Consider the following 19,060-nt stretch of genomic DNA (forward strand, 5'->3'; position numbering starts at 1 on the left):
TCCGGTAACCGGACGGCCGGCAACTCACCACACCCCCCTAAACCATCACCAGCGCGTCGATCGCCGCTTGCAGGATGTGCGCCGCGGCGAGGTTGTCGATGCGCTCGGCGCGTTTGGCGCGGCTCATGTCCTGTTCGATCATCGTGCGTTCGACCGCGACCGTCGACCAGCGTTCGTCCCACAGCAGGATCGGCAGGCCGAGGTCGTCGCAATTCCTCGCGAAGGCGCGGGTCGACTGGCTGCGCGGGCTCTCGCTGCCGTCGAGGTTGAGGGGGAGGCCGAGCACCAGCCCCTTCACCTGTTGCGCGGTGGCGAGCGCGACCAGCGCCGCCTTGTCCTTGGTGAATTTGGTGCGGCGGATCAGCGCGGCAGGGCTGGCGAAGCTCCAGCCGGCGTCGCATACGGCGGTGCCGATCGTCTTGCTGCCGAGGTCGAGGCCGAGCAGCCGGCCGCCGGTCGGCAGCGCCTCGCGGAAGACGGCGCGGTCGGGGGTGATCATCGCTTCGCCCCGAAGGCGGCGAGGCGGCGCTGCGCGTCGGCGCGGACGTTGGCCCAGAACAGGCTGTAATCGTAGACGTGGTAATTGTTGCCGGGCAGCACGTAGCTGCCGACCTCCGGCGGCGCGCCGATCAGCAGGATGCCGCGCGGGCCGCAGCGCGCCGGCACCGCGCCCGGCGCGATGCTCGCGCTGCTGAGATCGGCGGAGGGATAGAGCGTGCCGAGATTGGCGGTCGCGGGGGCGTCGGCGCCGGCGGTGCCGGTCAGCGGATTGGTGCAGACCATGTCGGTGCCGCGGCGCGGGCGGCCGTCGAACCCCTGCGTCTGGTCGTAGAGGTCGGTGATCTGCTGCGGGTCGGCGGGCTCGGCGAAACTCTCCCACGACAGCAGACAGCGCGCCTGGTCGGGACGGGTGCATTCGGGCAGGCCGAGCGCGGCGAGGTCGGTGGTCTTCGATACCGGCCAGCCGACGACATAAGCGGCGACGATCCGCTTCGCGATCGGCTTTCCGGCGATCTGCTCGCGCAGCAGGCGGGTGAGGTGGAGCGCGCCCTGGCTGTGGCCGGCGAGGATGATCGGCCGCTTGGGATCGACCTGTTCGACGAAGGTGGCGAAGGCGGCGGCGACGTCGCCGTAGGCGAGGTCGAGCGCGCGATTGGCGTCGGCGACGCTGGTCAGGAAGGCGCCGAACGTCGCCTGGCGGTAGCGCGGCGACCAGATCTCGCCGGCGGCGTTGAACGCGCTCGCCTGGCCGCGCAGGAAGATCGCGGCGCGCGCGTTGGTCTCGGCATCGTCCAGCGTCGCGTTCCAATGGTCGCGGCCGATGTACGAGGTCGGGTGGATGAAGAAGACCGCGGCCCTGGGGCTCGGCTCCGGCGTGTAGCCGGCGGGGGTCCACAGCGCGGGGTTGGCGGGGATGTCGGGTCGGGCGATCCACATCGCGCGATCGGCGTAGCGCTCCGGAGCGACGCGCGGCTGCGCCTTGAACGCCTCCGACGGGACCAGCGCCATGCGCAGGATCTCGACGCCGTACAGGCGGTAGGCGAAGGCGCCGGCGATGACGAGCGCGATCAGGAACGCGAAGACGTAGAGAAATTTGCGGGCCAAGAATGGGGTGTCCGGGCAGGGCAGGGAGCCCGTCTGATGGACGAGGCCCGGCGAAGTGGCAACACGAGGTTGCATCTATAAAGCCGCCTCTGATAGGCGCAGCGCATGTCCGTAGACACCGCCACCGTGAAGAAGGTCGCCGCGCTCGCGCGCATCGCGATCACCGACGAGGACGCGAGCCGCCTCGCGCCCGAACTCAGCAACATCCTCGATTGGATCGAGCAACTGGAAGGGGTGGATACCGCCGGCGTCGAGCCGATGACCGCGGTGATCCCCAACCAGCTGCGCCTGCGCGAGGACGTGATCGACGCCGATCCGCTGACCGGCGGCGGCATCCGCGACGCGCTGATGGCCAATGCCCCGCAGGCGGAGCATGGCTTCTTTACCGTTCCCAAGGTGATCGAATAATGGCCGAGCTGACCGAATTGGGCGTCGCCGCGTTGCGCGACGGCGTGCGCAGCGGCGCGTTCTCCGCGGTCGAGGTCGCCGACGCCTTCGTGGTGAAGGCGGCCAAGGCCAAGCCGCTCAACGCGTTTCTGGTCGAGACGCCCGACCATGCGCTCGCCGCTGCGCGCGCCGCCGATAGCGCGCGCGCAGCGGGCGAGACGCTGAAGCCGCTCGCCGGCGTGCCGATCGGGATGAAGGACCTGTTCTGCACCGACGGCGTCGCGACCACCGCGGCGAGCCATATCCTCGAAGGCTTCGTGCCGACGTACGAATCGACGATCTCGCAGAAGCTCTGGGATGCCGGCGCGGGGATGCTCGGCAAGCTCAACATGGACCAGTTCGCGATGGGCTCGTCGAACGAGACCAGCGCGTTCGGCAACGTGATCTCGCCGTGGCGGCGGCCGGGCAGCGACGCCCCGCTCGCGCCGGGCGGCTCGTCGGGCGGCAGCGCGGCGGCGGTGGCGGCGGGGCTGTGCCCGGGCGCGACCGGCACCGACACCGGCGGCTCGATCCGCCAGCCGGCGGCGTTCACCGGGATCAGCGGCATCAAGCCGACCTATGGCCGCTGCTCGCGCTGGGGGACGATCGCCTTCGCCTCGTCGCTCGACCAGGCGGGGCCGATGGCGCGCGACGTGCGCGACTGCGCGATCCTGCTCGAGGCGATGGCCGGGTTCGACGCCAAGGACGCGACCTCGCTCCAGCTCGACGTGCCGCGCTGGGAACAGGGGCTGTCGGGCAGCCTCGCGGGCAAGCGCGTCGGTATCCCCAGGGAATATCGCGTCGACGGCATGCCCGAGGAGATCGAGGCGCTGTGGCAGGCGGGGATCGACTGGCTGCGCGACGCGGGCGCGGAGATCGTCGAGGTCTCGCTGCCGCACACGCGCTATGCGCTGCCCGCTTATTACATCATCGCGCCGGCGGAGGCCTCGTCCAACCTCGCGCGCTATGACGGCGTCCGCTACGGCCTGCGCGACTTGCCAGAGGGGGCGGGGTTGCAGGACATGTATGCCGCGACCCGTGCCGCCGGCTTCGGGCCGGAGGTGAAGCGGCGTATCATGATCGGCACCTATGTGCTGTCGGCGGGCTTCTACGACGCCTATTACACGCAGGCGCAGAAGGTGCGGACGCTGATCGCGCGCGATTTCGAGCGGGCGTGGGAGACGTGCGACGTGCTGCTGACCCCGACCGCGCCGTCGGCGGCGTTCGCGCTCGGCGAGAAGTCGGCCGATCCGCTGGCGATGTATCTCAACGACGTGTTCACCGTGCCGTCTTCGCTGGCGGGACTGCCGGCGATGAGCGTGCCGGGCGGGCTCGACAAACAGGGGCTGCCGCTGGGGCTGCAGATCATCGGCAAGCCGCTGGACGAGCAGGGCGTGCTCAACGCCGGGCTGGCGATCGAGCAGCGGGCGGGCTTCACCGCGCGGCCGCAGGCGTGGTGGTGATATCGACAACTCTAGCTGGTATGCGGATCCGATAAGGTAAGAGGCGGTCGATCCAAAGCAGTCGAAGACTGTACGGCGGAAAACATGAGGAGGCCATTGTGGAACTTCTGTTTGCGGCGAAGTCAAAGATTGACGACAAAGGTCGGGTGCGGATTCATCCAATGCTTCGCAAAAAGCTCGGGCTCAAGGCTGGGTGCCGTGTCGAATGGTCCATCAATAATCTTGGTCAGGCTGTCTTTCGCGCCGCCAAGCCGAAATATGTAAAGAAGCGTCCGATATGACTGAAGCCTCTACCTACCGCATCCAGGGCGCCACCGGCGAGTGGGAGGTCGTGATCGGCCTCGAGGTCCATGCGCAGGTCACCTCCAACGCCAAATTGTTCTCGGGCGCGGCGACCGCGTTCGGGGCGGAGCCGAACACGCAGGTCAGCCTCGTCGATGCGGCGATGCCGGGGATGCTGCCGGTGCCGAACATGGAGTGCATCCGTCAGGCGGTGCGGACCGGCATGGCGATCGACGCGCAGATCAACCGCTGGTCGCGGTTCGATCGCAAGAATTATTTCTACGCCGATCTGCCGCAGGGCTATCAGATCAGCCAGCTGTTCCATCCGCTGGTCGGCGAGGGCGCAATCGAGATCAGCCCCGACGACAAGAATCCCGATGCGACCAAGACGATCGGAGTCGAGCGCATCCACGTCGAGCAGGATGCGGGCAAGCTGATGCACGACCAGCATCCGACGCGCTCGTACGTCGACCTCAACCGCTCGGGCGTGGCGCTGATGGAGATCGTCAGCCGGCCCGACATGCGCTCGCCGGCCGAGGCGGGGGCGTATCTGCGCAAGCTGCGCGCGATCCTGCGCTACGTCGGCTCGTGCGACGGCAATATGGAAGAGGGCTCGATGCGCGCCGACGTCAACGTCAGCGTGCGCAAGCCGGGCGGCGAGCTGGGGACGCGGACCGAGACGAAGAACGTCAATTCGGTGCGCTTCGTCATGGCGGCGATCGAATATGAGGCGAAGCGGCAGGTCGAGGTGATCGAGGACGGCGGCCGCATCGTCCAGGAGACGCGGCTGTTCAACGTCGAGAGCGGCACCACCCGCTCGATGCGCTCGAAGGAAGACGCGCACGATTACCGGTACTTCCCCGATCCCGACCTGTTGCCGCTCGAACTGGAGGAGGCGTTCCTCGCCGAGTGCCGCGCGAGCCTGCCCGAACTGCCCGACGCCAAGCGCAAGCGGTACGAATCGCTCGGTATCTCGGCCTATCAGGCGGACGTGCTGACCGCCGAGGTCGAGGCGGCGCGCTGGTTCGACGCGTTGCTCGACGCGGGCGCCAAGCCGGTCGCGGCGGCGAACTGGACGACGTCGGAGCTGTTCGGCGCGCTCAACCGGACCGGGCGCGATATCGCCGATTCGCCGGTGTCGCCGGCGCAGGCGGCCGAGCTGCTCGCGCTGGTCGCCGACGGTACGCTGTCGGGCAGCCTCGCCAAGCAGGTGTTCGAGGTGATGCTGGAGACGGGCGACGCGCCGTCGAAGATCGTCGAGGTTCGCGGCCTCAAGCAGACCAGCGACACCGGCGCGATCGAGGCGGTGATCGCCGAGGTGATCGCGAAGAGCCCCAACCAGCTCGCGCAATATCGCGGCGGCAAGGAGACGCTGTTCGGCTTCTTCGTCGGCCAGACGATGAAGGCGATGGGCGGCAAGGCCAATCCGGCGGTGGTCAACGAGTTGCTGAAGAAGGCGCTCGGCTGACGCTGACAAGATGACGACGATCGAGCTCGACGGGCAGGGGTGGCGGAGCAGGGCGGATTTCTACGCCGCGCTGCTGCCGCGGCTCGGTGCGGAACCGTGGGTCGGCGGCAATCTGGATGCGCTGTTCGATTGTCTCGGCGGCGGAATCGCGGCGCTCGCGCCGCCGTACGAGGTGATCGTCCGCCATGTCGGCGATATGCCGCCCGACGAGCTTGCCTATGTGCGGCGCGCGGAGCAGGTGTTCGACGATGCCCGTGCCGAGTTCGGGCGGGACGTGCGGTTGCGGTTCGCGTGAGCGCTGGGAGAGCAGGGATGATCGGTTTCGTTCGGGTCGCCACGTTTGCCTTGTCGCTCTTTGCAATGCCGGTGGCGGCGCAACAGGCGGCACCCGCCGCGCCGGTGCCTGCGGCGCAGCCGGTGCCGACGCTGCCGAGGGTCGCGTTCGAGACCAGCGTCGGGCGGTTCGTGATCGAGGCGGATGTGGTGCATGCGCCGATCAGCGCGGGAAATTTCCTTAGATATGTCGACGGCAAGCGGCTCGATGGGGTGAGCTTCTATCGTGCGGTGAAGATCGGCGAGCATTTCGGCTTCGTGCAATTCGGGCCGGACGGCGACGCCAAGCGCATCCTGCCGCCGATCAAGCATGAGCCGACGACGCAGACGGGGATAAAGCACACCGACTTCACCGTCTCGACCGCGCGGTTCGCGCCGGGCAGCGCGCGCGGCGAGTTCACGATCAGCGTCGGCGACCAGCCGTCGTTCGATGCGGACCCGAGCAAGCCGGGCGACAACCTCGGTTATGCGGCGTTCGGGCATGTCGTCGAGGGGCAGGACACGATCCTCAAGGTGTTCGACGCGCCGGTGTCGCCGACCGCGACGCTGCGCGGGGCGTTCAAGGGCGAGGTACCGGTGACCAAGGTGACGATCCTCACCGCGCGGCGGGTGAAATAGGGAGGGTAAATTCCTCCCCCGCGGGCAGGGGTATCGCATAGGGGCGATCGGGTCGCGGCACCGGCTTTCCCATCCCCGTCATGTCGGACTTGATCTGGCATCCCGCTTCTTCGCACCGTCCAAAGAAGAAGCGGGACCCCGGCACAAGGCCGGGGTGACGGGGTGGATTTGGAGCGCGAACGACTTATGGAGATGCCATATGCCAAAGTCCTCCCCCGCCAGGGGGAGGTGGCAGTGCGAAGCACTGACGGAGGGGGAGGATACGGCGCATGGTGTCGTATGCGGCAACGCCCCCTCCACCACCGGCCTGCGGCCGGCGGTCCCCCTCCCCCGCTAAAGCGAGGGAGGATTTAGATGCCATCATCGTGAGCGTTATGAACTAAACGCTTGTGGTTCCCGCATAGCTCGAATGTCTTGCGCTCGGCTCGGAAGCCTTGCGCGCCAATGCCCTTCGACAGGCTCAGGGCGAAGGGGGGGCGACCCCAAAAAAGGCGGCCCTGGAGGGCCGCCTCGTCATTGTTGCGTGAGGTCCTGGTTCTTGACCTCGCCGCCGGTGCCGCTGTTGCCGTCGAAGGCGCCGGTGTCGGTGAAGCGCGAGGGTTCCTCGCCGCCTTCGCCGCGGGCGACCGCGTCGGCGCGGGCTTCGACCGCCTGTTCGATGTCGCTGCGCTCGTCCTCACGGGCGTCCGGATTGCTGTCCGGTGCGTCTTCGGGGAGGGCGTTGGGGTCGGTGCTCATCGTCAGATCTCCGCCGGCTGCGAGGTGCCGGGGTCGGTCGCGGGGATGCCGGGCGAGGGGACGTCGACGTCCGGTGCGGGCGTCTGGATCTCGGGCGGCGGCGAATCCGGCTGGACCGGCTGCGACTCGGGGATCGGCGTTTCGGGTGGGGGCTGGGTTGCCATGTCGGTCTCTCCTTCATATGACCCAACGTTCCGGGTGCGCGCCGGTTGCCTCTTCGCTTGCCCCCGGGCGCTACGCTGGTATAGACGCGCGCCCAACGGCGGGTCCTTTGTGCGGGCGTGGCGGAATTGGTAGACGCAGCAGGTTTAGGTCCTGCCATCGCAAGATGTGGGGGTTCGAGTCCCTTCGCCCGCACCAGTCCCGCCGCTTTCGGGCGGGACGGCAGCCTTAATGAATTTCCGTCAGATTTCTCAAGATTGAAGGCCGAACATGCAGACTGTCGAGACGTTGAACGAGGGCCTGAAGCGTGCCTACACGCTGACCATCACCGCCAAGGACATCGATGCCAAGGTCGATGCCGAGGTGAAGCGCATCGCGCCGCAGGTGAAGATGCCCGGCTTCCGCCCCGGCAAGGTTCCGGCCAATCTCGTCCGCAAGATGCACGGTGAATCGCTCGCCGCCGACGCGCTCAACAGCGCGATCCAGCAGGGCGTGCAGCAGCTCATCGCCGACAAGGCGCTGCGTCCCGCGATGCAGCCTTCGGTCGCGCTCAACGATGATTACGCGCCCGGCCAGGATGCCGCGGTCACGGTCGAGCTGGAAGTGCTGCCGGCGGTGCCCGCGCCGGCGATCGATTCGCTCAAGCTCGAGCGGCTGACCGTGCCGGTCGCCGACGAGTTGGTCGACGAGCAGCTGCAGAAGTTCGCCGACCAGTCGAAGAAGTGGGATGACGCCGACGACAAGGCCGCCGAGATGGGCGACCTCGTCACCGTCGACTTCGTCGGCAAGACCGCGGACGGCGTCGCCTTCGACGGCGGCACCGGCACCGACATGGGCGTCGAGCTCGGCTCGGGCCGGCTGATCCCGGGGTTCGAGGAGCAGCTCGTCGGCGTGACGCTGGGCGAGGAGAAGGTGCTCAACGTGACCTTCCCCGAGGATTACGGCGCCAAGGACCTCGCCGGCCAGCCCGCGACGTTCGAGATCACCGTCAAGAAGATCCAGGTCGCCGCCGAGAGCGCGATCGACGAAGACCTCGCCAAGAACCTCGGCCTCGAAAGCCTCGAGCAGCTGCGCGGCCTGATCAAGGGTCAGATCGAGCAGGAGCATAACGGCCTGACGCGGACCCACATGAAGCGCAAGCTGCTCGACCAGCTCGCCGAGGGGCACGATTTCGAAGTGCCGCCGTCGATGGTCGAGGCCGAGTTCGCGCAGATCTGGCAGCAGCTGGAGCATGAGGCGACGCACGAGGAAGATCCCGCCGCGGCGCTCGCCGAGATGGAAGCCGAGCGCGACGATTATCGCAAGATCGCCGAGCGCCGCGTGCGTCTGGGCCTGCTCCTGTCGGAAATCGGCCAGGCGAACGGCGTCGAGGTCAATCAGCAGGAAATGAACCGGCTGATCGCGCAGGCCGCGCAGCAATATCGCGGCGAGGACCAGCAGCGCTTCATCCAGTACGTCCAGCAGGAGCCGATGGCGGCCGCCCAGCTGCGTGCGCCGCTGTACGAGGACAAGGTCGTCGACTTCCTGTTCGACAAGGCCGAAGTGACCGACCGCGAAGCGACCCGCGAGGAGCTGGAAGCCGCGATCGAGAGCGAGGACGGTTTCGCGACCGGCACGCACACGCACGATCACGACAACCACAAGCCCAAGGCGAAGAAGGCCGCGGGCGAGCCCAAGCCGAAGAAGGCTGCCGCCAAGAAGCCGGTCGCCGAGGGTGACAATGCGGCGACCGAGACGCCGGCCGAGGACGCCGCTGCCGAGGGCGCTGCCGAGGCACCCGCCAAGAAGCCGCGCGCCAAGAAGGCCGCCGCGCCGGTCGAGGCCGAGACCGCGGTGACCGAATCGTCGCCGGTCGCGGCGGAAGCCGCGGAGGGCACCGAGGCTGCCGACGCACCGGCGAAGAAGCCGCGGGCGAAGAAGGCCGCCGCGTCGAGCGAGGGCTGAGACTGATTGGGGAGGGGGCGGCGTCCCCTTCCCGCCATTGTCATCCCCGCGCAGGCGGGGATCCAGACGCGCAGCTCCCCGATGGAGCCGCAGCGTCAGCGTCTATGGATCCCCGCCTGCGCGGGGATGACGAACGGGATGGTGCGGGCGGTCCCGCACCCTTGCTGACCCAAAGAGGACAGACGTGACGCAACCGACGATCGCAGTCCTGCTGCCCTGCTATAACGAGGCCGCGGCGATCGCGCAGACCGTCGCCGGCTTCCGCGCCGCGCTGCCGGGTGCGACCGTCTACGTCTACGACAACAATTCGACCGACGACACCGTCGCGGTCGCGCGCGCTGCGGGTGCGATGGTCCGCACCGAGCGCATCCAGGGCAAGGGCAATGTCGTCCGCCGGATGTTCGCCGATATCGACGCCGACGTCTATGTGATGGCCGATGGCGATGCGACCTATGACGCCGCCTCCGCCCCGGCGCTGGTCGCGCGCCTGTTCGACGAGCAATGCGACATGGTGGTCGGCAGCCGGATCAGCCAGGTGCAGGAGAGCTATCGGCGCGGGCATCGCTTCGGCAACGCCCTGCTCACCGGCATGCTCGCGCGGCTGTTCGGGCGCAGCTTCACCGATATCCTGTCGGGCTATCGCGTCTTCTCGCGCCGCTTCGTCAAGAGCTTCCCGTCGCTGTCGTCGGGGTTCGAGATCGAGACCGAGATCAGCGTCCACGCGCTCGAACTCAAGATGCCCTGCGCCGAGATCGAAACGCCTTATTATGCGCGTCCCGAGGGTTCGGCGTCGAAGCTGAGCACCTATGGCGACGGCTTCCGCATCCTCAACACCATCCTGACCTTGTACCGGATCGAGCGGCCGCTGCTGTTCTTCGGCACGATCGGCGCGGTGTTCGCCGCGATCGGCGTGGCGATGAGCGTGCCGCTGGCGATCACCTATATGCACACGCACCTGGTGCCGCGCTTCCCGACCGCGATCCTGATCACCGGGCTGATGATCATCGCCGCGTTGTGCGGGTTCGCCGGGCTGATCCTCGATACCGTGGTGCGCGGCCGGCGCGAGGTGCGCCGGCTCGCCTATCTCGCCCAACCCGCCCCGACCGCCGGGGCTTGAACTCCCCCGCCGGAGCGCCGATGTTGGCGATCTTCGGGGCATATAGAGAGATTTTCATGCATAATCCGTTCGAGACCGGCGACTTCATGAGCCCGATGGCCAATGCCGGCCTTGGTTTGCAGCAGACCCAGTCGGGTCTCGTGCCGATCGTCATCGAACAGTCGAACCGCGGCGAGCGTTCGTTCGACATCTTCAGCCGCCTGCTGCGCGAGCGGATCATCTTCGTCACCGGCGGCGTCGAGGACGGCATGGCCAGCCTCATCACCGCGCAGCTGCTCTTCCTCGAGTCCGAGAACCCGAAGAAGGACATCTTCATGTACATCAACTCGCCGGGCGGCGTCGTCACGGCGGGCATGGCGATCCACGACACGATGCAATATATCCGTCCCCGCGTCGGCACGGTGTGCATCGGTCAGGCCGCCTCGATGGGCAGCTTCCTGCTCGCCAGCGGCGAGCCGGGCATGCGCGTGGCGCTGACCAATGCGCGGATCATGATCCACCAGCCGTCGGGCGGCGCGCAGGGCATGGCCAGCGACATCGAGATCCAGGCGAAGGAAATCCTGCGCATCCGTGCGCGGATGAACCAGCTGTACGCGCAATATACCGGTCAGCCGATCGAGGAGATCGAGCGCCGGATGGATCGCGACACGTTCCTAGAAGCGCATGAAGCCAAGGAGTTCGGCCTGGTCGACGAGGTGTTCGACAAGCGTCCGAGCCCCTCGGAAGACGTTGCCCAAGCGGCATAAAGGCGCAGTTCCGCGCCCGGCCGTGCCGTTAGGGACGTTTGGGCGTTGTGGTTTGCGTAACGGCCGGTCTACGATGGCCGGCCTCACCAGCGGGGCCTCACCCGCGACAAGGAAGTTTGAATGACGAAACTGAGCGGTGGCGACTCGAAGAGCACCCTCTACTGCTCGTTCTGCGGCAAGTCGCAGCACGAGGTTCGGAAGCTGATTGCCGGACCCACCGTGTTCATCTGCGACGAGTGCGTCGAGCTGTGCAACGACATCATCCGTGAGGAGACGAAGTCGGCCCTGGTGTCCAAGAAGGACGGCGGCGTGCCGACTCCGCAGGAAATCTGCGACGTCCTCGACGATTACGTCATCGGCCAGAAGCGCGCCAAGCGCGTGCTGTCGGTGGCGGTGCACAACCATTACAAGCGCCTCAACCACGGCGCCAAGGGTGCCGACGTCGAGCTGAGCAAGTCGAACATCCTGCTCGTCGGGCCGACCGGCTGCGGCAAGACGCTGCTCGCGCAGACGCTGGCGCGCATCCTCGACGTGCCGTTCACGATGGCGGACGCGACGACGCTGACCGAGGCGGGTTACGTCGGCGAGGACGTCGAGAACATCATCCTCAAGCTGCTCCAGGCGTCCGACTATAACGTCGAGCGGGCGCAGCGCGGCATCGTCTATATCGACGAGATCGACAAGATCAGCCGTAAGGCGGAAAACCCGTCTATCACCCGCGACGTGTCGGGCGAGGGCGTGCAGCAGGCGCTGCTCAAGCTGATGGAAGGCACCACCGCGAGCGTACCGCCGCAGGGCGGGCGCAAGCATCCGCAGCAGGAATTCCTGCAGGTCGACACGACGAACATCCTGTTCATCTGCGGCGGCGCCTTCTCGGGCCTCGAGAAGATCATCGGCGACCGTTTGCAGGGCAAGTCGATCGGTTTCGGCGCCTATGTGGCGGCGCCCGAGGAGAAGCGCACCGGCGAGCTGCTGCGCCAGACCGAGCCCGAGGATCTGCTCAAGTTCGGCCTGATCCCCGAATTCGTCGGCCGTCTGCCGGTGATCGCGACGTTGGAGGATCTCGACATCCCGGCGCTGGTCAAGATCCTGTCCGAGCCGAAGAACGCTTTGGTAAAGCAATATCAGAAGCTGTTCGAGATGGAGCAGGTCGAGCTCGACTTCACCGACGACGCGCTGGTGACGGTCGCCAAGAAGGCGATCGAGCGCAAGACCGGCGCGCGCGGGCTGCGTTCGATCCTCGAATCGATCCTGCTCGACACGATGTTCGACCTGCCCGGCATGGACGGCGTCGACGAGGTGATGATCGACAAGGACGTGATCGAAGGCCGCAAGGAACCGATCCGCGTCTATGCCGAGAAGAAGAAGGACGGGGCGGGCGCTGCTGCCTGATCCATTCGCCTTTGGATGAGATGGGGGCGTCGCGCGAGCGGCGCCCCTTTTTCGTGGGGCGGTGGCCGATCGCGACCCCAGCGGGTACGGCTATCGTACAGGGCCGGGGTGGTGAGGTTCAATCGGCTTTCTCTTTCTATCCGTCACCACGTACTAGTTCCGGGGTCCACCGGGCCGCGGGAGACGAGTGGGTTCTCAAGCCGCTCTCCTCGCCACAGGGTGGACCCCGGAACTACGCAGGATCGACCTTCAGTCGAATTCCTCCCCCTGGCGGGGGAGGAATTGTCATCGTCCACGAGTTGAATGTTGATCGGCCCTAGTCCGGGGTGAAGGGGCGGGTGTCGGGCAAAGGGGCATATTTATGGCACGCCCGCAAAGAATAGCCGCATCGCCTCATCCGGGGTTAACGCGGGCCGGCGCAGACGGCGGGCGACAAACGACGGAGCGACGATGGCAACGACACGGATCGAGACCGCACCCGGCCTCAGCCCGGCATGGTACGAGGGCAGGGGGCCGCTCGCCATCCTGCCGCCGCTGCTGTTCCGCGACCGGCGGGCGTGGCTGGCGGTCCTCGTCGGGTGGCTGCTGACGATCGTCGGCAGCATCGCGCTGAGCACGGCGATCGAGCATCTCGTGCCGGGCAACGCCGGGCCGGATCTCGGCGATACCTCGGGGCCGATGAAGCTGTTCCTCGTCGCGGGGTTCAGTCCCGTGGTCGAGACGCTGATCATGGCGGGCGTCCTCAGCCTGTTGCTGCGCTGGCTGAGCGGGTGGCAGGCGGTGCTCGCGAGCAGCGCCTTGTGGGGGATCGCGCACAGCCTCGCCTCGCCGTGGTGGGGGGCGGTGATCTGGTGGCCGTTCCTGATCTTCTCGACGCTCTACGTCACCTGGCGGCCGCGCGGCTTCTGGTGGGCGATCGGGGTCGTGGTGGCGGTGCACGTGCTGCAGAACCTGTTCCCGGCGATCCTGCTCGTCATGGGCGACTGACCGGCGCCGGCGAAACAGGCGTGGCGCCCGGCGCGCGCGCGGCCTAGACCGTGGCGATGCCAGAAAGACGAGCCGGACCATGACCTTATCGGAACGCTATCATCGCGACGGCCATGTCGGCCTGCCGCAATTGTTCGTGCCCGAGGTGCTGCTCGCTTTCTATCGGATGATGCAGACCGACCTGCAGGCGGCGGGGCGGCCGTTGCAGAGCTTCACCGCGCGCGGGCCGTTGCTGCGCCAGCCGGCGATCGAGGTCTATGCGTTCCAATATGCGCCGATGCTCACCTTCCTCTGGGGGCTGACGCCGCGGGTCGCCGAGGTGGTGGGGCGCGAACTGCTGCCGACCTATGCCTATTTCCGCGCCTATCAGCAGGGCGACGTCTGCCGCGTGCATTCGGATCGGCAAGCGTGCGAACACAGCCTGTCGCTGACTATCGCTTATGGTGACGACCGGCCGTGGGCGCTGTCGGTCGCGACCGAGCGCACCGAGGTGCCGCAGCCGCAGGTCTCGGAGGATTTCGGGGCGCAACCCTATGCATCGGTGGCGATGCAGCCGGGCGACGGGGTGCTGTATCAGGGGACGCATCACCGGCACGGGCGGCTCGAGGCCAATCCCAATAGCTGGTCGGCGCACCTCTTCCTGCATTGGGTCGAGAAGGACGGGCGCTATCGCGATCAGGCGTTCGACCGGCCGGCGCAGGCGCGGGCCGCGCAGGGACGATGAGGGAGGCCCGGCGGCGCTTCCGACGCCGCCGGGTCCAGTCGATCAGGGCTTGCCGATCTGGTCGGTCTGCGCGCCGCTGTCCGGACGGGCGGGCCCGAGGATCGGTTCCTCGCCGAGCGGCTCGTTACGGAACACGGTATATTCGCCCTTGCCGTCGACCGAGGGGCCGCTGGTCCAGCGTCCTCCCGGGAAGGTGCCGTCGACCGAGGTGGCGTAGAAATTATAGTTGTTCTGATTGTCTTCCTCGCTCTCCGGGAAGCTGTTCGGAACGGGGGCCTGAACGGTCATGCCACCGAGTTCCTCGACCACCGCGAGCCATTGATTCTGGTGCATCGTGTCGCGGGCGATCATATAGTGGAGCATCTTCTTCATGCCCTCGTCATGCGCCGCGTTGAACAGGCGGACGGCGAGCACGCGGCCCGTGCTTTCCGCTGCGACGTTCGCATACATGTCCGCCGCAATATTGCCGCTGGCGTAGATGTGGCTCATGTTGAAGGGCACGCCGTCGGAATCGATCGGCATCGCGGCGAGGCCGCTCGACAGCAGATTCTTGTGGATCAGCCCTTCGATGATGTGGCGCGGGCGTTCGCCGCCCATCACCGCGCCGACGATCCCGTCGGCTGCGCCCTCTTCCTGCAAGGAGGCAGGGGCCTTGTCGAGGTTGAGCGCGACCGCGGTGGCGAGCATCTCGATATGGCCGATCTCTTCGGTCGCGGTGTGCAACAGCATGTCGCGGTAGCGCGTATCCCGCGCACGATTGCCCCACGCCTGAAAGAAATATTGCATGCAGACGCGAATCTCGCCTTCCACGCCGCCGATCGCCTGTTGCAGCATGCGCGCGAACTGCGGGTCCGGCTTTTCGACGGTGACGGGATATTGCAGGCGCTTGTCGTGATAATACATGGCGGGGTCTCCGGATGTTCGGGAAGAAACATGTCGGCCTCGCACCGACCCTGACCTAACCGACGACGACGCCATGGGTTTGATGCGCAGGTAGAACAAAACTTAACAATCGTAATAACTTAGATCATCACCCGGACATCTTGCCGGGTACGTCGCGTCTGCTCTTGATCCGTATCAAAGTGTTAATGGCGGCGCTTCGCTGCGATCGATACGGACCTTTTGCGTACGCGGAAGCATTGGCTTTGCGTAACGATCCGGAGGAGACAGCATGACCGTAACCAAGGGCTGGATAGGGCTACCGCCTTGGGCGATCCTGTTCCCGGCGCTCGGCGTGCCGGTGGTGCTGCTGTCGGTCTATGCGGTGGGAACGATCGGTACGATCGTCGCCGCGATCGTGCTGATCGGCGCCGTCGTGGCGGCGGTGCATCACGCGGAAGTGGTCGCGCATCGCGTCGGCGAGCCGTTCGGAACGCTGGTATTGGCGATCGCGGTGACGGTGATCGAGGTGTCGCTGATCGTCTCGCTGATGCTGTCGGGCTCAGGCGACGTCGCCGCGCTGGCGCGCGACACAGTGTTCGCGGCGATCATGATCATCCTGAACTTCATCATCGGGCTGTGCCTGCTGACCGGCGGGATCAAGCATGGCGAGCAACGCTTCACGTTGCGCGGGATCAGCGCCGCGCTGGCGACGCTCGCCGCGCTGGTCGTGCTGTCGCTGATCCTGCCCAATTACACGACGAGCGCGGCAGGGCCGACCTATGCGCCGTCGCAACTGATCTTCGTCGCGATCGTCAGCCTGGTGCTCTACGGCACGTTCGTGCTGGTGCAGACGGTGCGGCATCGCGACTATTTCCTGCCCGCCGGCGACATCGCGCAGGAAGAACATGCGCCGCCGCCGAACGACCGCACCGCATGGACCGCGTTCGGCATCCTGCTGGTCGCATTGGTCGTGGTGGTATTGCTCGCCAAAGGATTGTCGGCGCAGGTCGAGGCGGCGATCCTCGCCGCCGGGCTGCCGCTGGCGATCGTCGGCGTGGTGATCGCGGCGCTGGTGCTCGCGCCGGAGAGCCTCGCCGCCTACAATGCGGCGCGGCGCGACCGGTTGCAGACCAGCCTCAACCTCGCTTTGGGGTCGGCGCTGGCGACGATCGGGCTGACCATTCCGGCGGTGGCGATCGTCAGCCTGGTGCTCGGCCTGCCGCTGGCGCTGGGGATCGGCGCGAAGAGCATGACGCTGCTGGCGCTGTCGCTGTTCGTGACGACGATCTCGCTGGGCACCGGGCGGACGACGGTGCTGCAGGGGGTGGTGCATCTGGTGATCTTCGCGGCGTATCTGTTCACCACGGTGGTGCCGTAGGGGCCGTACATTCAGGATGTTGGACATAAATCCTCCCCCGCCAGGGGGAGGTGGCAGGCCGAAGGCCTGACGGAGGGGGAGGACACGCAACGCAAGACGTCGCTTACCTCCCCTTCCGTCACGGCTTCGCCGCGCCACCTCCCCCTGGCGGGGGAGGATTTTGAGTGAATGTCGTTCCGACTAGATCAGCCCCGGCACGAAGCGCTTCACGCGTGCCGCATAGGCTTCGTAGGTCGCGCCGAACATCGCCTGCAGCAATCGCTCCTCGATGCGGACGCGCAGCCACGTGCCCAGCGCGTAAACCGGCAGGGCCAATGTCAGGCGGGGGAGGTGGCCCAGCGCCAACGCGAGCGCGATCACCACCAGCGCGAGTGCGGTGTAGATCGGGTGGCGCATCCGGGCGAAGGGGCCGGTGGTGATCAGGGCATGATCGGCGCGGGTGCGCGCGACGAGGCTCCAGTTGCGGCCCATCGCCGCGGTCGCCCAGACGAAGAGGGTGAGCGCCGCGGCGAGCAGCGCTGCGGTTAGCGCCGCCTGCACCAGCGCCGCGGACCCGAGCGGGTCGAGCGTCGCCCGTACCGGGCCGCTCGCGGCGATGACGCCGCCGAGGCCTTGAATTGCGATGCCGATCAGCGACGCCGCGTCGCGCCGGCTGCCGCGTTCGGCCGGGCGTCGCCAGCGCCGCGCGACGAGCGCGACCGCGAACAGCAAAAGCCCGGTCGCCAGCGCCGCCAATGCGGGCAGGCCGGCGGCATGGCTCATCGCGGGCGCTGGCGGCTGGCGAGCCACAGGCCGCCGGCGATCTGCGCGAGCGCATAGAGTTGCCGCCGGCCCGGCCGGTCGACGAACGGCGCGACCGTCTTCTCGGCGCCGAGCGATTTTTCCTTCCACAGATCGACGTGGCGCCGCGGCTGGAGGAGGCCGACGAGGCCGTCGCCGACCATGAAGATCGCCGCCATCTCGGCGGCACGCGCGGTCCAGGGCTGGGTCGTCATCGCGGGCTCCTCGGTCATTTGGGTTTGGGCTGCGCGGCCTTCCACGCCTGATAGGCGTCGATCGCATCGTCCTGCCTGAGCACGCGCGCCATCGGGTCGACGACGACGTGCGCGCCCGCCGGCACGGTGATCGTCGCGACGCCGCCGGTCATCGCCACCTTCTGGACGACGTCGTCGACCGACACCTCGACCGGCAGCGGGAAGGGCTTGTTGGTCGGCGAGGTCCATTTCAGCGTGAGCTGCGTCGCGTTGCGCGTCGCGGTCAGCTTGGGCAGCGCCGCCTGGTAAAGGTAGACGTCGAAGAACCATTGCCAATCCTGCCCCGTCACCTGCTTGACGTAGCCGATGAACTCGGGCGTCGTGCGGAACAACGGCTGGAAATTGCCCGGCGCGGGATCGGCGCGGCCGTAGACGGTCCAGCGCAGGATCTCGTCGAACTGCCTGTCGCCGATCGCGTTGCGCAGCGTGTGGAGCACCCACGCGCCCTTGTAATAGATGTCGCCGCCGCGGCCGGGCGAGGTCTTGTAGACGTCGTCGGCGGTCTGCGGCTTGCCGGCGACCAGCGCCGACTGGTTGAGGATCTTCGGCCGCATGTCGAGCATCATCGCCGCATAGCGCGCGTCGCCGTCGCGCCAGCGGCCGTAGAGCGGCTGCATATATTCGGTGAAGCCTTCGTGCATCCAGAAGTCGTCCCAATTGGGCGCGGTCATCTGGTTGGCGAACCATTCGTGGCCGAATTCGTGCTGGAACAGCCAGTCGAACCCCTCGGGCGCCTTGGCATATTCGTTGCCGTAGGCGTTGATCGTCTGGTGCTCCATGCCCTTGTGCGGGGTCTCGACCACGCCGACCTTCTCGTTCGCCCAGGGGTAGGGGCCGACGACGCTTTCGTAGAAGTCGAGCGTCGGCGCGAATTCGGCGAACAGCTTCCCCGCTTTGTCCTTCTCGCCGGGCAGATACCAATAATACATCGGTATCTCGTTGCCGTATTTGCTCTTGTAGGTGCCGGTCAGCTCCTCATACGGGCCGACGTTGAGCGCGATCGTATAGGGATTGGGGTGCGCGACCTCCCAGTTCCAGGTGCTGCGGCCATCGTCGAGATGATCGACGCCGAGCAATTTGCCGTTCGACGGCGCCTTCAGCCCCTTGGGCACGGTGATGTGGAGCGTCACCTTCTGCGGCTCGTAGGTCGGATAGTCGATGCACGGCCAGAACAGGTCGCAGCCCTCGCCCTGCACCGCGGTGGCGATCCACGGGCTGCCGTCGGGCGTCTTGGCCCAGACGAAGCCGCCGTCCCACGGCGCGCGCACCGCGGTATGCGGGCGGCCACCATACGTGATCTTGACGGTGAGCTTGGCGTCCTTGGCGGCCTTCTTGACCAATTTGATCGTCATCCGGCCTTCGGGGTTGCTGAACCCCGCCGAATCGACGCCGTCGACGGTCACCGCGGTGACGGTGAAATTCTTGTCGAGATCGACGACCAGCCGGTCGATCCGCTCCTTGGCGGTGAAGACGAGCGTCGCGGTGGCGTTGATCACCTCGCGCTCGGGATCGACCTCGAACTGCAGGTCCGCGGTGTCGAACGTCACCTTCTTCTGCGCGGCGTCGAGCGGCCCGCCCGAGGCGGCGGTCTGCGCGCTGAGCGGCGGCTTGCCCGGTTCGGCGGCATAAGCGCTGGCCGACAGCAGCAATAGGGCGGCGAACGGCAGGCGTAGCGGCATTCTGTACTCCCGGATGGAAGCGGCGGGTTTCGGCGCTCGGCCGAAGGATGACAAGTCCCGCCGTGCCGTACGCGCGACGATT

At 67.1% G+C, this 19,060-nt stretch carries 21 protein-coding genes and 1 tRNA gene; 14 read left to right on the forward strand and 8 right to left on the reverse strand.

Going from position 1 to position 19,060, the window contains the following annotated elements; genetic code table 11:
* Nucleotides 1-37: 37 nt before the first annotated feature.
* Both ruvX and SFC76_RS08460 read right to left on the reverse strand, forming a co-directional pair.
* Nucleotides 38-499, reverse strand: a complete 462-nt coding sequence (ruvX, locus tag SFC76_RS08455) for a Holliday junction resolvase RuvX (RefSeq protein ID WP_322849031.1) — start codon at nucleotides 497-499, stop codon at nucleotides 38-40.
* Nucleotides 496-1,605, reverse strand: a complete 1,110-nt coding sequence (locus tag SFC76_RS08460; RefSeq protein ID WP_322849032.1) for a DUF3089 domain-containing protein — start codon at nucleotides 1,603-1,605, stop codon at nucleotides 496-498. Before SFC76_RS08460 ends, ruvX begins: the two co-directional genes overlap by 4 nt.
* Nucleotides 1,606-1,710: 105 nt before the next feature.
* Between SFC76_RS08460 and gatC the strand changes: the two genes are divergently transcribed.
* The 6 genes from gatC (at nucleotide 1,711) to SFC76_RS08490 (ending at nucleotide 6,195) form a co-directional block, all read left to right on the forward strand.
* Entirely contained in the window at nucleotides 1,711-2,013 is a 303-nt protein-coding gene (gene gatC / locus SFC76_RS08465) for an Asp-tRNA(Asn)/Glu-tRNA(Gln) amidotransferase subunit GatC (RefSeq protein WP_322849033.1), read from the forward strand.
* Entirely contained in the window at nucleotides 2,013-3,494 is a 1,482-nt protein-coding gene (gatA, locus tag SFC76_RS08470; protein ID WP_322849034.1) for an Asp-tRNA(Asn)/Glu-tRNA(Gln) amidotransferase subunit GatA, read from the forward strand. Before gatC ends, gatA begins: the two co-directional genes overlap by 1 nt.
* Nucleotides 3,495-3,592: 98 nt before the next feature.
* Nucleotides 3,593-3,775 (forward strand): hypothetical protein, encoded by a 183-nt coding sequence (locus SFC76_RS08475; protein WP_322849035.1) that lies wholly within the window; start codon nucleotides 3,593-3,595, stop codon nucleotides 3,773-3,775.
* Nucleotides 3,772-5,244 carry an Asp-tRNA(Asn)/Glu-tRNA(Gln) amidotransferase subunit GatB gene (gene gatB / locus SFC76_RS08480; RefSeq protein WP_322849036.1) on the forward strand — a complete coding sequence of 491 codons (1,473 nt, stop codon included), beginning with the start codon at nucleotides 3,772-3,774 and terminating at the stop codon, nucleotides 5,242-5,244. The genes SFC76_RS08475 and gatB overlap by 4 nt, the downstream gene beginning before the upstream one ends.
* Before the next feature lie 10 nt (nucleotides 5,245-5,254).
* On the forward strand, nucleotides 5,255-5,539 hold the full coding sequence (locus SFC76_RS08485; RefSeq protein WP_322849037.1) for a barstar family protein: 285 nt from the start codon (nucleotides 5,255-5,257) through the stop codon (nucleotides 5,537-5,539).
* A gap of 17 nt (nucleotides 5,540-5,556) precedes the next feature.
* Nucleotides 5,557-6,195, forward strand: coding sequence for a peptidylprolyl isomerase (locus SFC76_RS08490; protein ID WP_322849038.1), 639 nt, complete (start codon nucleotides 5,557-5,559; stop codon nucleotides 6,193-6,195).
* Between the two features lie 513 nt (nucleotides 6,196-6,708).
* Here SFC76_RS08490 and SFC76_RS08495 read toward each other — a convergent pair.
* Together SFC76_RS08495 and SFC76_RS08500 are read right to left on the reverse strand one after the other, a co-directional pair.
* Nucleotides 6,709-6,933 carry a hypothetical protein gene (locus tag SFC76_RS08495; protein ID WP_038661840.1) on the reverse strand — a complete coding sequence of 75 codons (225 nt, stop codon included), beginning with the start codon at nucleotides 6,931-6,933 and terminating at the stop codon, nucleotides 6,709-6,711.
* Between the two features lie 2 nt (nucleotides 6,934-6,935).
* Complete coding sequence (locus SFC76_RS08500; protein WP_322849039.1) at nucleotides 6,936-7,097, reverse strand: hypothetical protein; 162 nt, start codon at nucleotides 7,095-7,097, stop codon at nucleotides 6,936-6,938.
* A 111-nt stretch (nucleotides 7,098-7,208) separates the two neighbouring features.
* Between SFC76_RS08500 and SFC76_RS08505 the strand changes: the two genes are divergently transcribed.
* The 7 genes from SFC76_RS08505 (at nucleotide 7,209) to SFC76_RS08535 (ending at nucleotide 14,005) form a co-directional block, all read left to right on the forward strand.
* Nucleotides 7,209-7,293 (forward strand) — tRNA-Leu (locus SFC76_RS08505).
* Nucleotides 7,294-7,365: 72 nt separating this feature from the next.
* A complete protein-coding gene (gene tig, locus SFC76_RS08510) occupies nucleotides 7,366-9,039 on the forward strand; it encodes a trigger factor (RefSeq protein ID WP_322849040.1) in 1,674 nt (557 codons plus the stop codon).
* A gap of 184 nt (nucleotides 9,040-9,223) precedes the next feature.
* Nucleotides 9,224-10,156 carry a glycosyltransferase family 2 protein gene (locus tag SFC76_RS08515; RefSeq protein ID WP_322849041.1) on the forward strand — a complete coding sequence of 311 codons (933 nt, stop codon included), beginning with the start codon at nucleotides 9,224-9,226 and terminating at the stop codon, nucleotides 10,154-10,156.
* Between the two features lie 56 nt (nucleotides 10,157-10,212).
* A complete protein-coding gene (locus SFC76_RS08520; RefSeq protein WP_322849042.1) occupies nucleotides 10,213-10,902 on the forward strand; it encodes an ATP-dependent Clp protease proteolytic subunit in 690 nt (229 codons plus the stop codon).
* A 120-nt stretch (nucleotides 10,903-11,022) separates the two neighbouring features.
* On the forward strand, nucleotides 11,023-12,294 hold the full coding sequence (gene clpX, locus SFC76_RS08525; RefSeq protein ID WP_322849043.1) for an ATP-dependent Clp protease ATP-binding subunit ClpX: 1,272 nt from the start codon (nucleotides 11,023-11,025) through the stop codon (nucleotides 12,292-12,294).
* A gap of 450 nt (nucleotides 12,295-12,744) precedes the next feature.
* Nucleotides 12,745-13,281 (forward strand): hypothetical protein, encoded by a 537-nt coding sequence (locus SFC76_RS08530; protein ID WP_322849044.1) that lies wholly within the window; start codon nucleotides 12,745-12,747, stop codon nucleotides 13,279-13,281.
* Between the two features lie 79 nt (nucleotides 13,282-13,360).
* The gene (locus SFC76_RS08535) at nucleotides 13,361-14,005 is read left to right on the forward strand and encodes a hypothetical protein (protein ID WP_322849045.1); all 645 of its coding nucleotides are present in this window, start codon (nucleotides 13,361-13,363) and stop codon (nucleotides 14,003-14,005) included.
* A gap of 42 nt (nucleotides 14,006-14,047) precedes the next feature.
* Here SFC76_RS08535 and SFC76_RS08540 read toward each other — a convergent pair whose 3' ends face one another.
* The gene (locus SFC76_RS08540; protein WP_322849046.1) at nucleotides 14,048-14,908 is read right to left on the reverse strand and encodes a manganese catalase family protein; all 861 of its coding nucleotides are present in this window, start codon (nucleotides 14,906-14,908) and stop codon (nucleotides 14,048-14,050) included.
* Nucleotides 14,909-15,176: 268 nt separating this feature from the next.
* Between SFC76_RS08540 and SFC76_RS08545 the strand changes: the two genes are divergently transcribed.
* Complete coding sequence (locus SFC76_RS08545) at nucleotides 15,177-16,265, forward strand: ionic transporter y4hA (RefSeq protein WP_322849047.1); 1,089 nt, start codon at nucleotides 15,177-15,179, stop codon at nucleotides 16,263-16,265.
* A 180-nt stretch (nucleotides 16,266-16,445) separates the two neighbouring features.
* Here the strand turns inward: SFC76_RS08545 and SFC76_RS08550 are convergent, their stop codons facing one another.
* Genes SFC76_RS08550 through SFC76_RS08560 form a run of 3 tightly spaced genes read right to left on the reverse strand, consistent with a single transcriptional unit; the run spans nucleotide 16,446 to nucleotide 18,978 of the window.
* Nucleotides 16,446-17,027, reverse strand: a complete 582-nt coding sequence (locus SFC76_RS08550) for an isoprenylcysteine carboxylmethyltransferase family protein (RefSeq protein ID WP_322849048.1) — start codon at nucleotides 17,025-17,027, stop codon at nucleotides 16,446-16,448.
* Nucleotides 17,024-17,260, reverse strand: coding sequence for a hypothetical protein (locus tag SFC76_RS08555; protein WP_322849049.1), 237 nt, complete (start codon nucleotides 17,258-17,260; stop codon nucleotides 17,024-17,026). Before SFC76_RS08555 ends, SFC76_RS08550 begins: the two co-directional genes overlap by 4 nt.
* A 14-nt stretch (nucleotides 17,261-17,274) precedes the next feature.
* Nucleotides 17,275-18,978 carry a M1 family metallopeptidase gene (locus SFC76_RS08560; RefSeq protein ID WP_322849050.1) on the reverse strand — a complete coding sequence of 568 codons (1,704 nt, stop codon included), beginning with the start codon at nucleotides 18,976-18,978 and terminating at the stop codon, nucleotides 17,275-17,277.
* Between the last annotated feature and the right edge of the window lie 82 nt (nucleotides 18,979-19,060).

The organism is Sphingomonas sp. CD22, assembly GCF_034556155.1.
In the GTDB taxonomy this organism is placed as follows: Bacteria; Pseudomonadota; Alphaproteobacteria; order Sphingomonadales; family Sphingomonadaceae; genus Sphingomonas.

Bases quoted from the DNA above. Each gene is read 5' to 3' on its own strand.
- ruvX (WP_322849031.1), bottom strand. From the start codon at position 499: ATGATCACCCCCGACCGCGCCGTCTTCCGCGAGGCGCTGCCGACCGGC.
- gatC (WP_322849033.1), top strand. From the start codon at position 1,711: ATGTCCGTAGACACCGCCACCGTGAAGAAGGTCGCCGCGCTCGCGCGC.
- gatA (WP_322849034.1), top strand. From the start codon at position 2,013: ATGGCCGAGCTGACCGAATTGGGCGTCGCCGCGTTGCGCGACGGCGTG.
- gatB (WP_322849036.1), top strand. From the start codon at position 3,772: ATGACTGAAGCCTCTACCTACCGCATCCAGGGCGCCACCGGCGAGTGG.
- SFC76_RS08485 (WP_322849037.1), top strand. From the start codon at position 5,255: ATGACGACGATCGAGCTCGACGGGCAGGGGTGGCGGAGCAGGGCGGAT.
- SFC76_RS08490 (WP_322849038.1), top strand. From the start codon at position 5,557: ATGATCGGTTTCGTTCGGGTCGCCACGTTTGCCTTGTCGCTCTTTGCA.
- SFC76_RS08495 (WP_038661840.1), bottom strand. From the start codon at position 6,933: ATGAGCACCGACCCCAACGCCCTCCCCGAAGACGCACCGGACAGCAAT.
- SFC76_RS08500 (WP_322849039.1), bottom strand. From the start codon at position 7,097: ATGGCAACCCAGCCCCCACCCGAAACGCCGATCCCCGAGTCGCAGCCG.
- tig (WP_322849040.1), top strand. From the start codon at position 7,366: ATGCAGACTGTCGAGACGTTGAACGAGGGCCTGAAGCGTGCCTACACG.
- SFC76_RS08520 (WP_322849042.1), top strand. From the start codon at position 10,213: ATGCATAATCCGTTCGAGACCGGCGACTTCATGAGCCCGATGGCCAAT.
- clpX (WP_322849043.1), top strand. From the start codon at position 11,023: ATGACGAAACTGAGCGGTGGCGACTCGAAGAGCACCCTCTACTGCTCG.
- SFC76_RS08530 (WP_322849044.1), top strand. From the start codon at position 12,745: ATGGCAACGACACGGATCGAGACCGCACCCGGCCTCAGCCCGGCATGG.
- SFC76_RS08535 (WP_322849045.1), top strand. From the start codon at position 13,361: ATGACCTTATCGGAACGCTATCATCGCGACGGCCATGTCGGCCTGCCG.
- SFC76_RS08540 (WP_322849046.1), bottom strand. From the start codon at position 14,908: ATGTATTATCACGACAAGCGCCTGCAATATCCCGTCACCGTCGAAAAG.
- SFC76_RS08545 (WP_322849047.1), top strand. From the start codon at position 15,177: ATGACCGTAACCAAGGGCTGGATAGGGCTACCGCCTTGGGCGATCCTG.
- SFC76_RS08550 (WP_322849048.1), bottom strand. From the start codon at position 17,027: ATGAGCCATGCCGCCGGCCTGCCCGCATTGGCGGCGCTGGCGACCGGG.
- SFC76_RS08555 (WP_322849049.1), bottom strand. From the start codon at position 17,260: ATGACGACCCAGCCCTGGACCGCGCGTGCCGCCGAGATGGCGGCGATC.
- SFC76_RS08560 (WP_322849050.1), bottom strand. From the start codon at position 18,978: ATGCCGCTACGCCTGCCGTTCGCCGCCCTATTGCTGCTGTCGGCCAGC.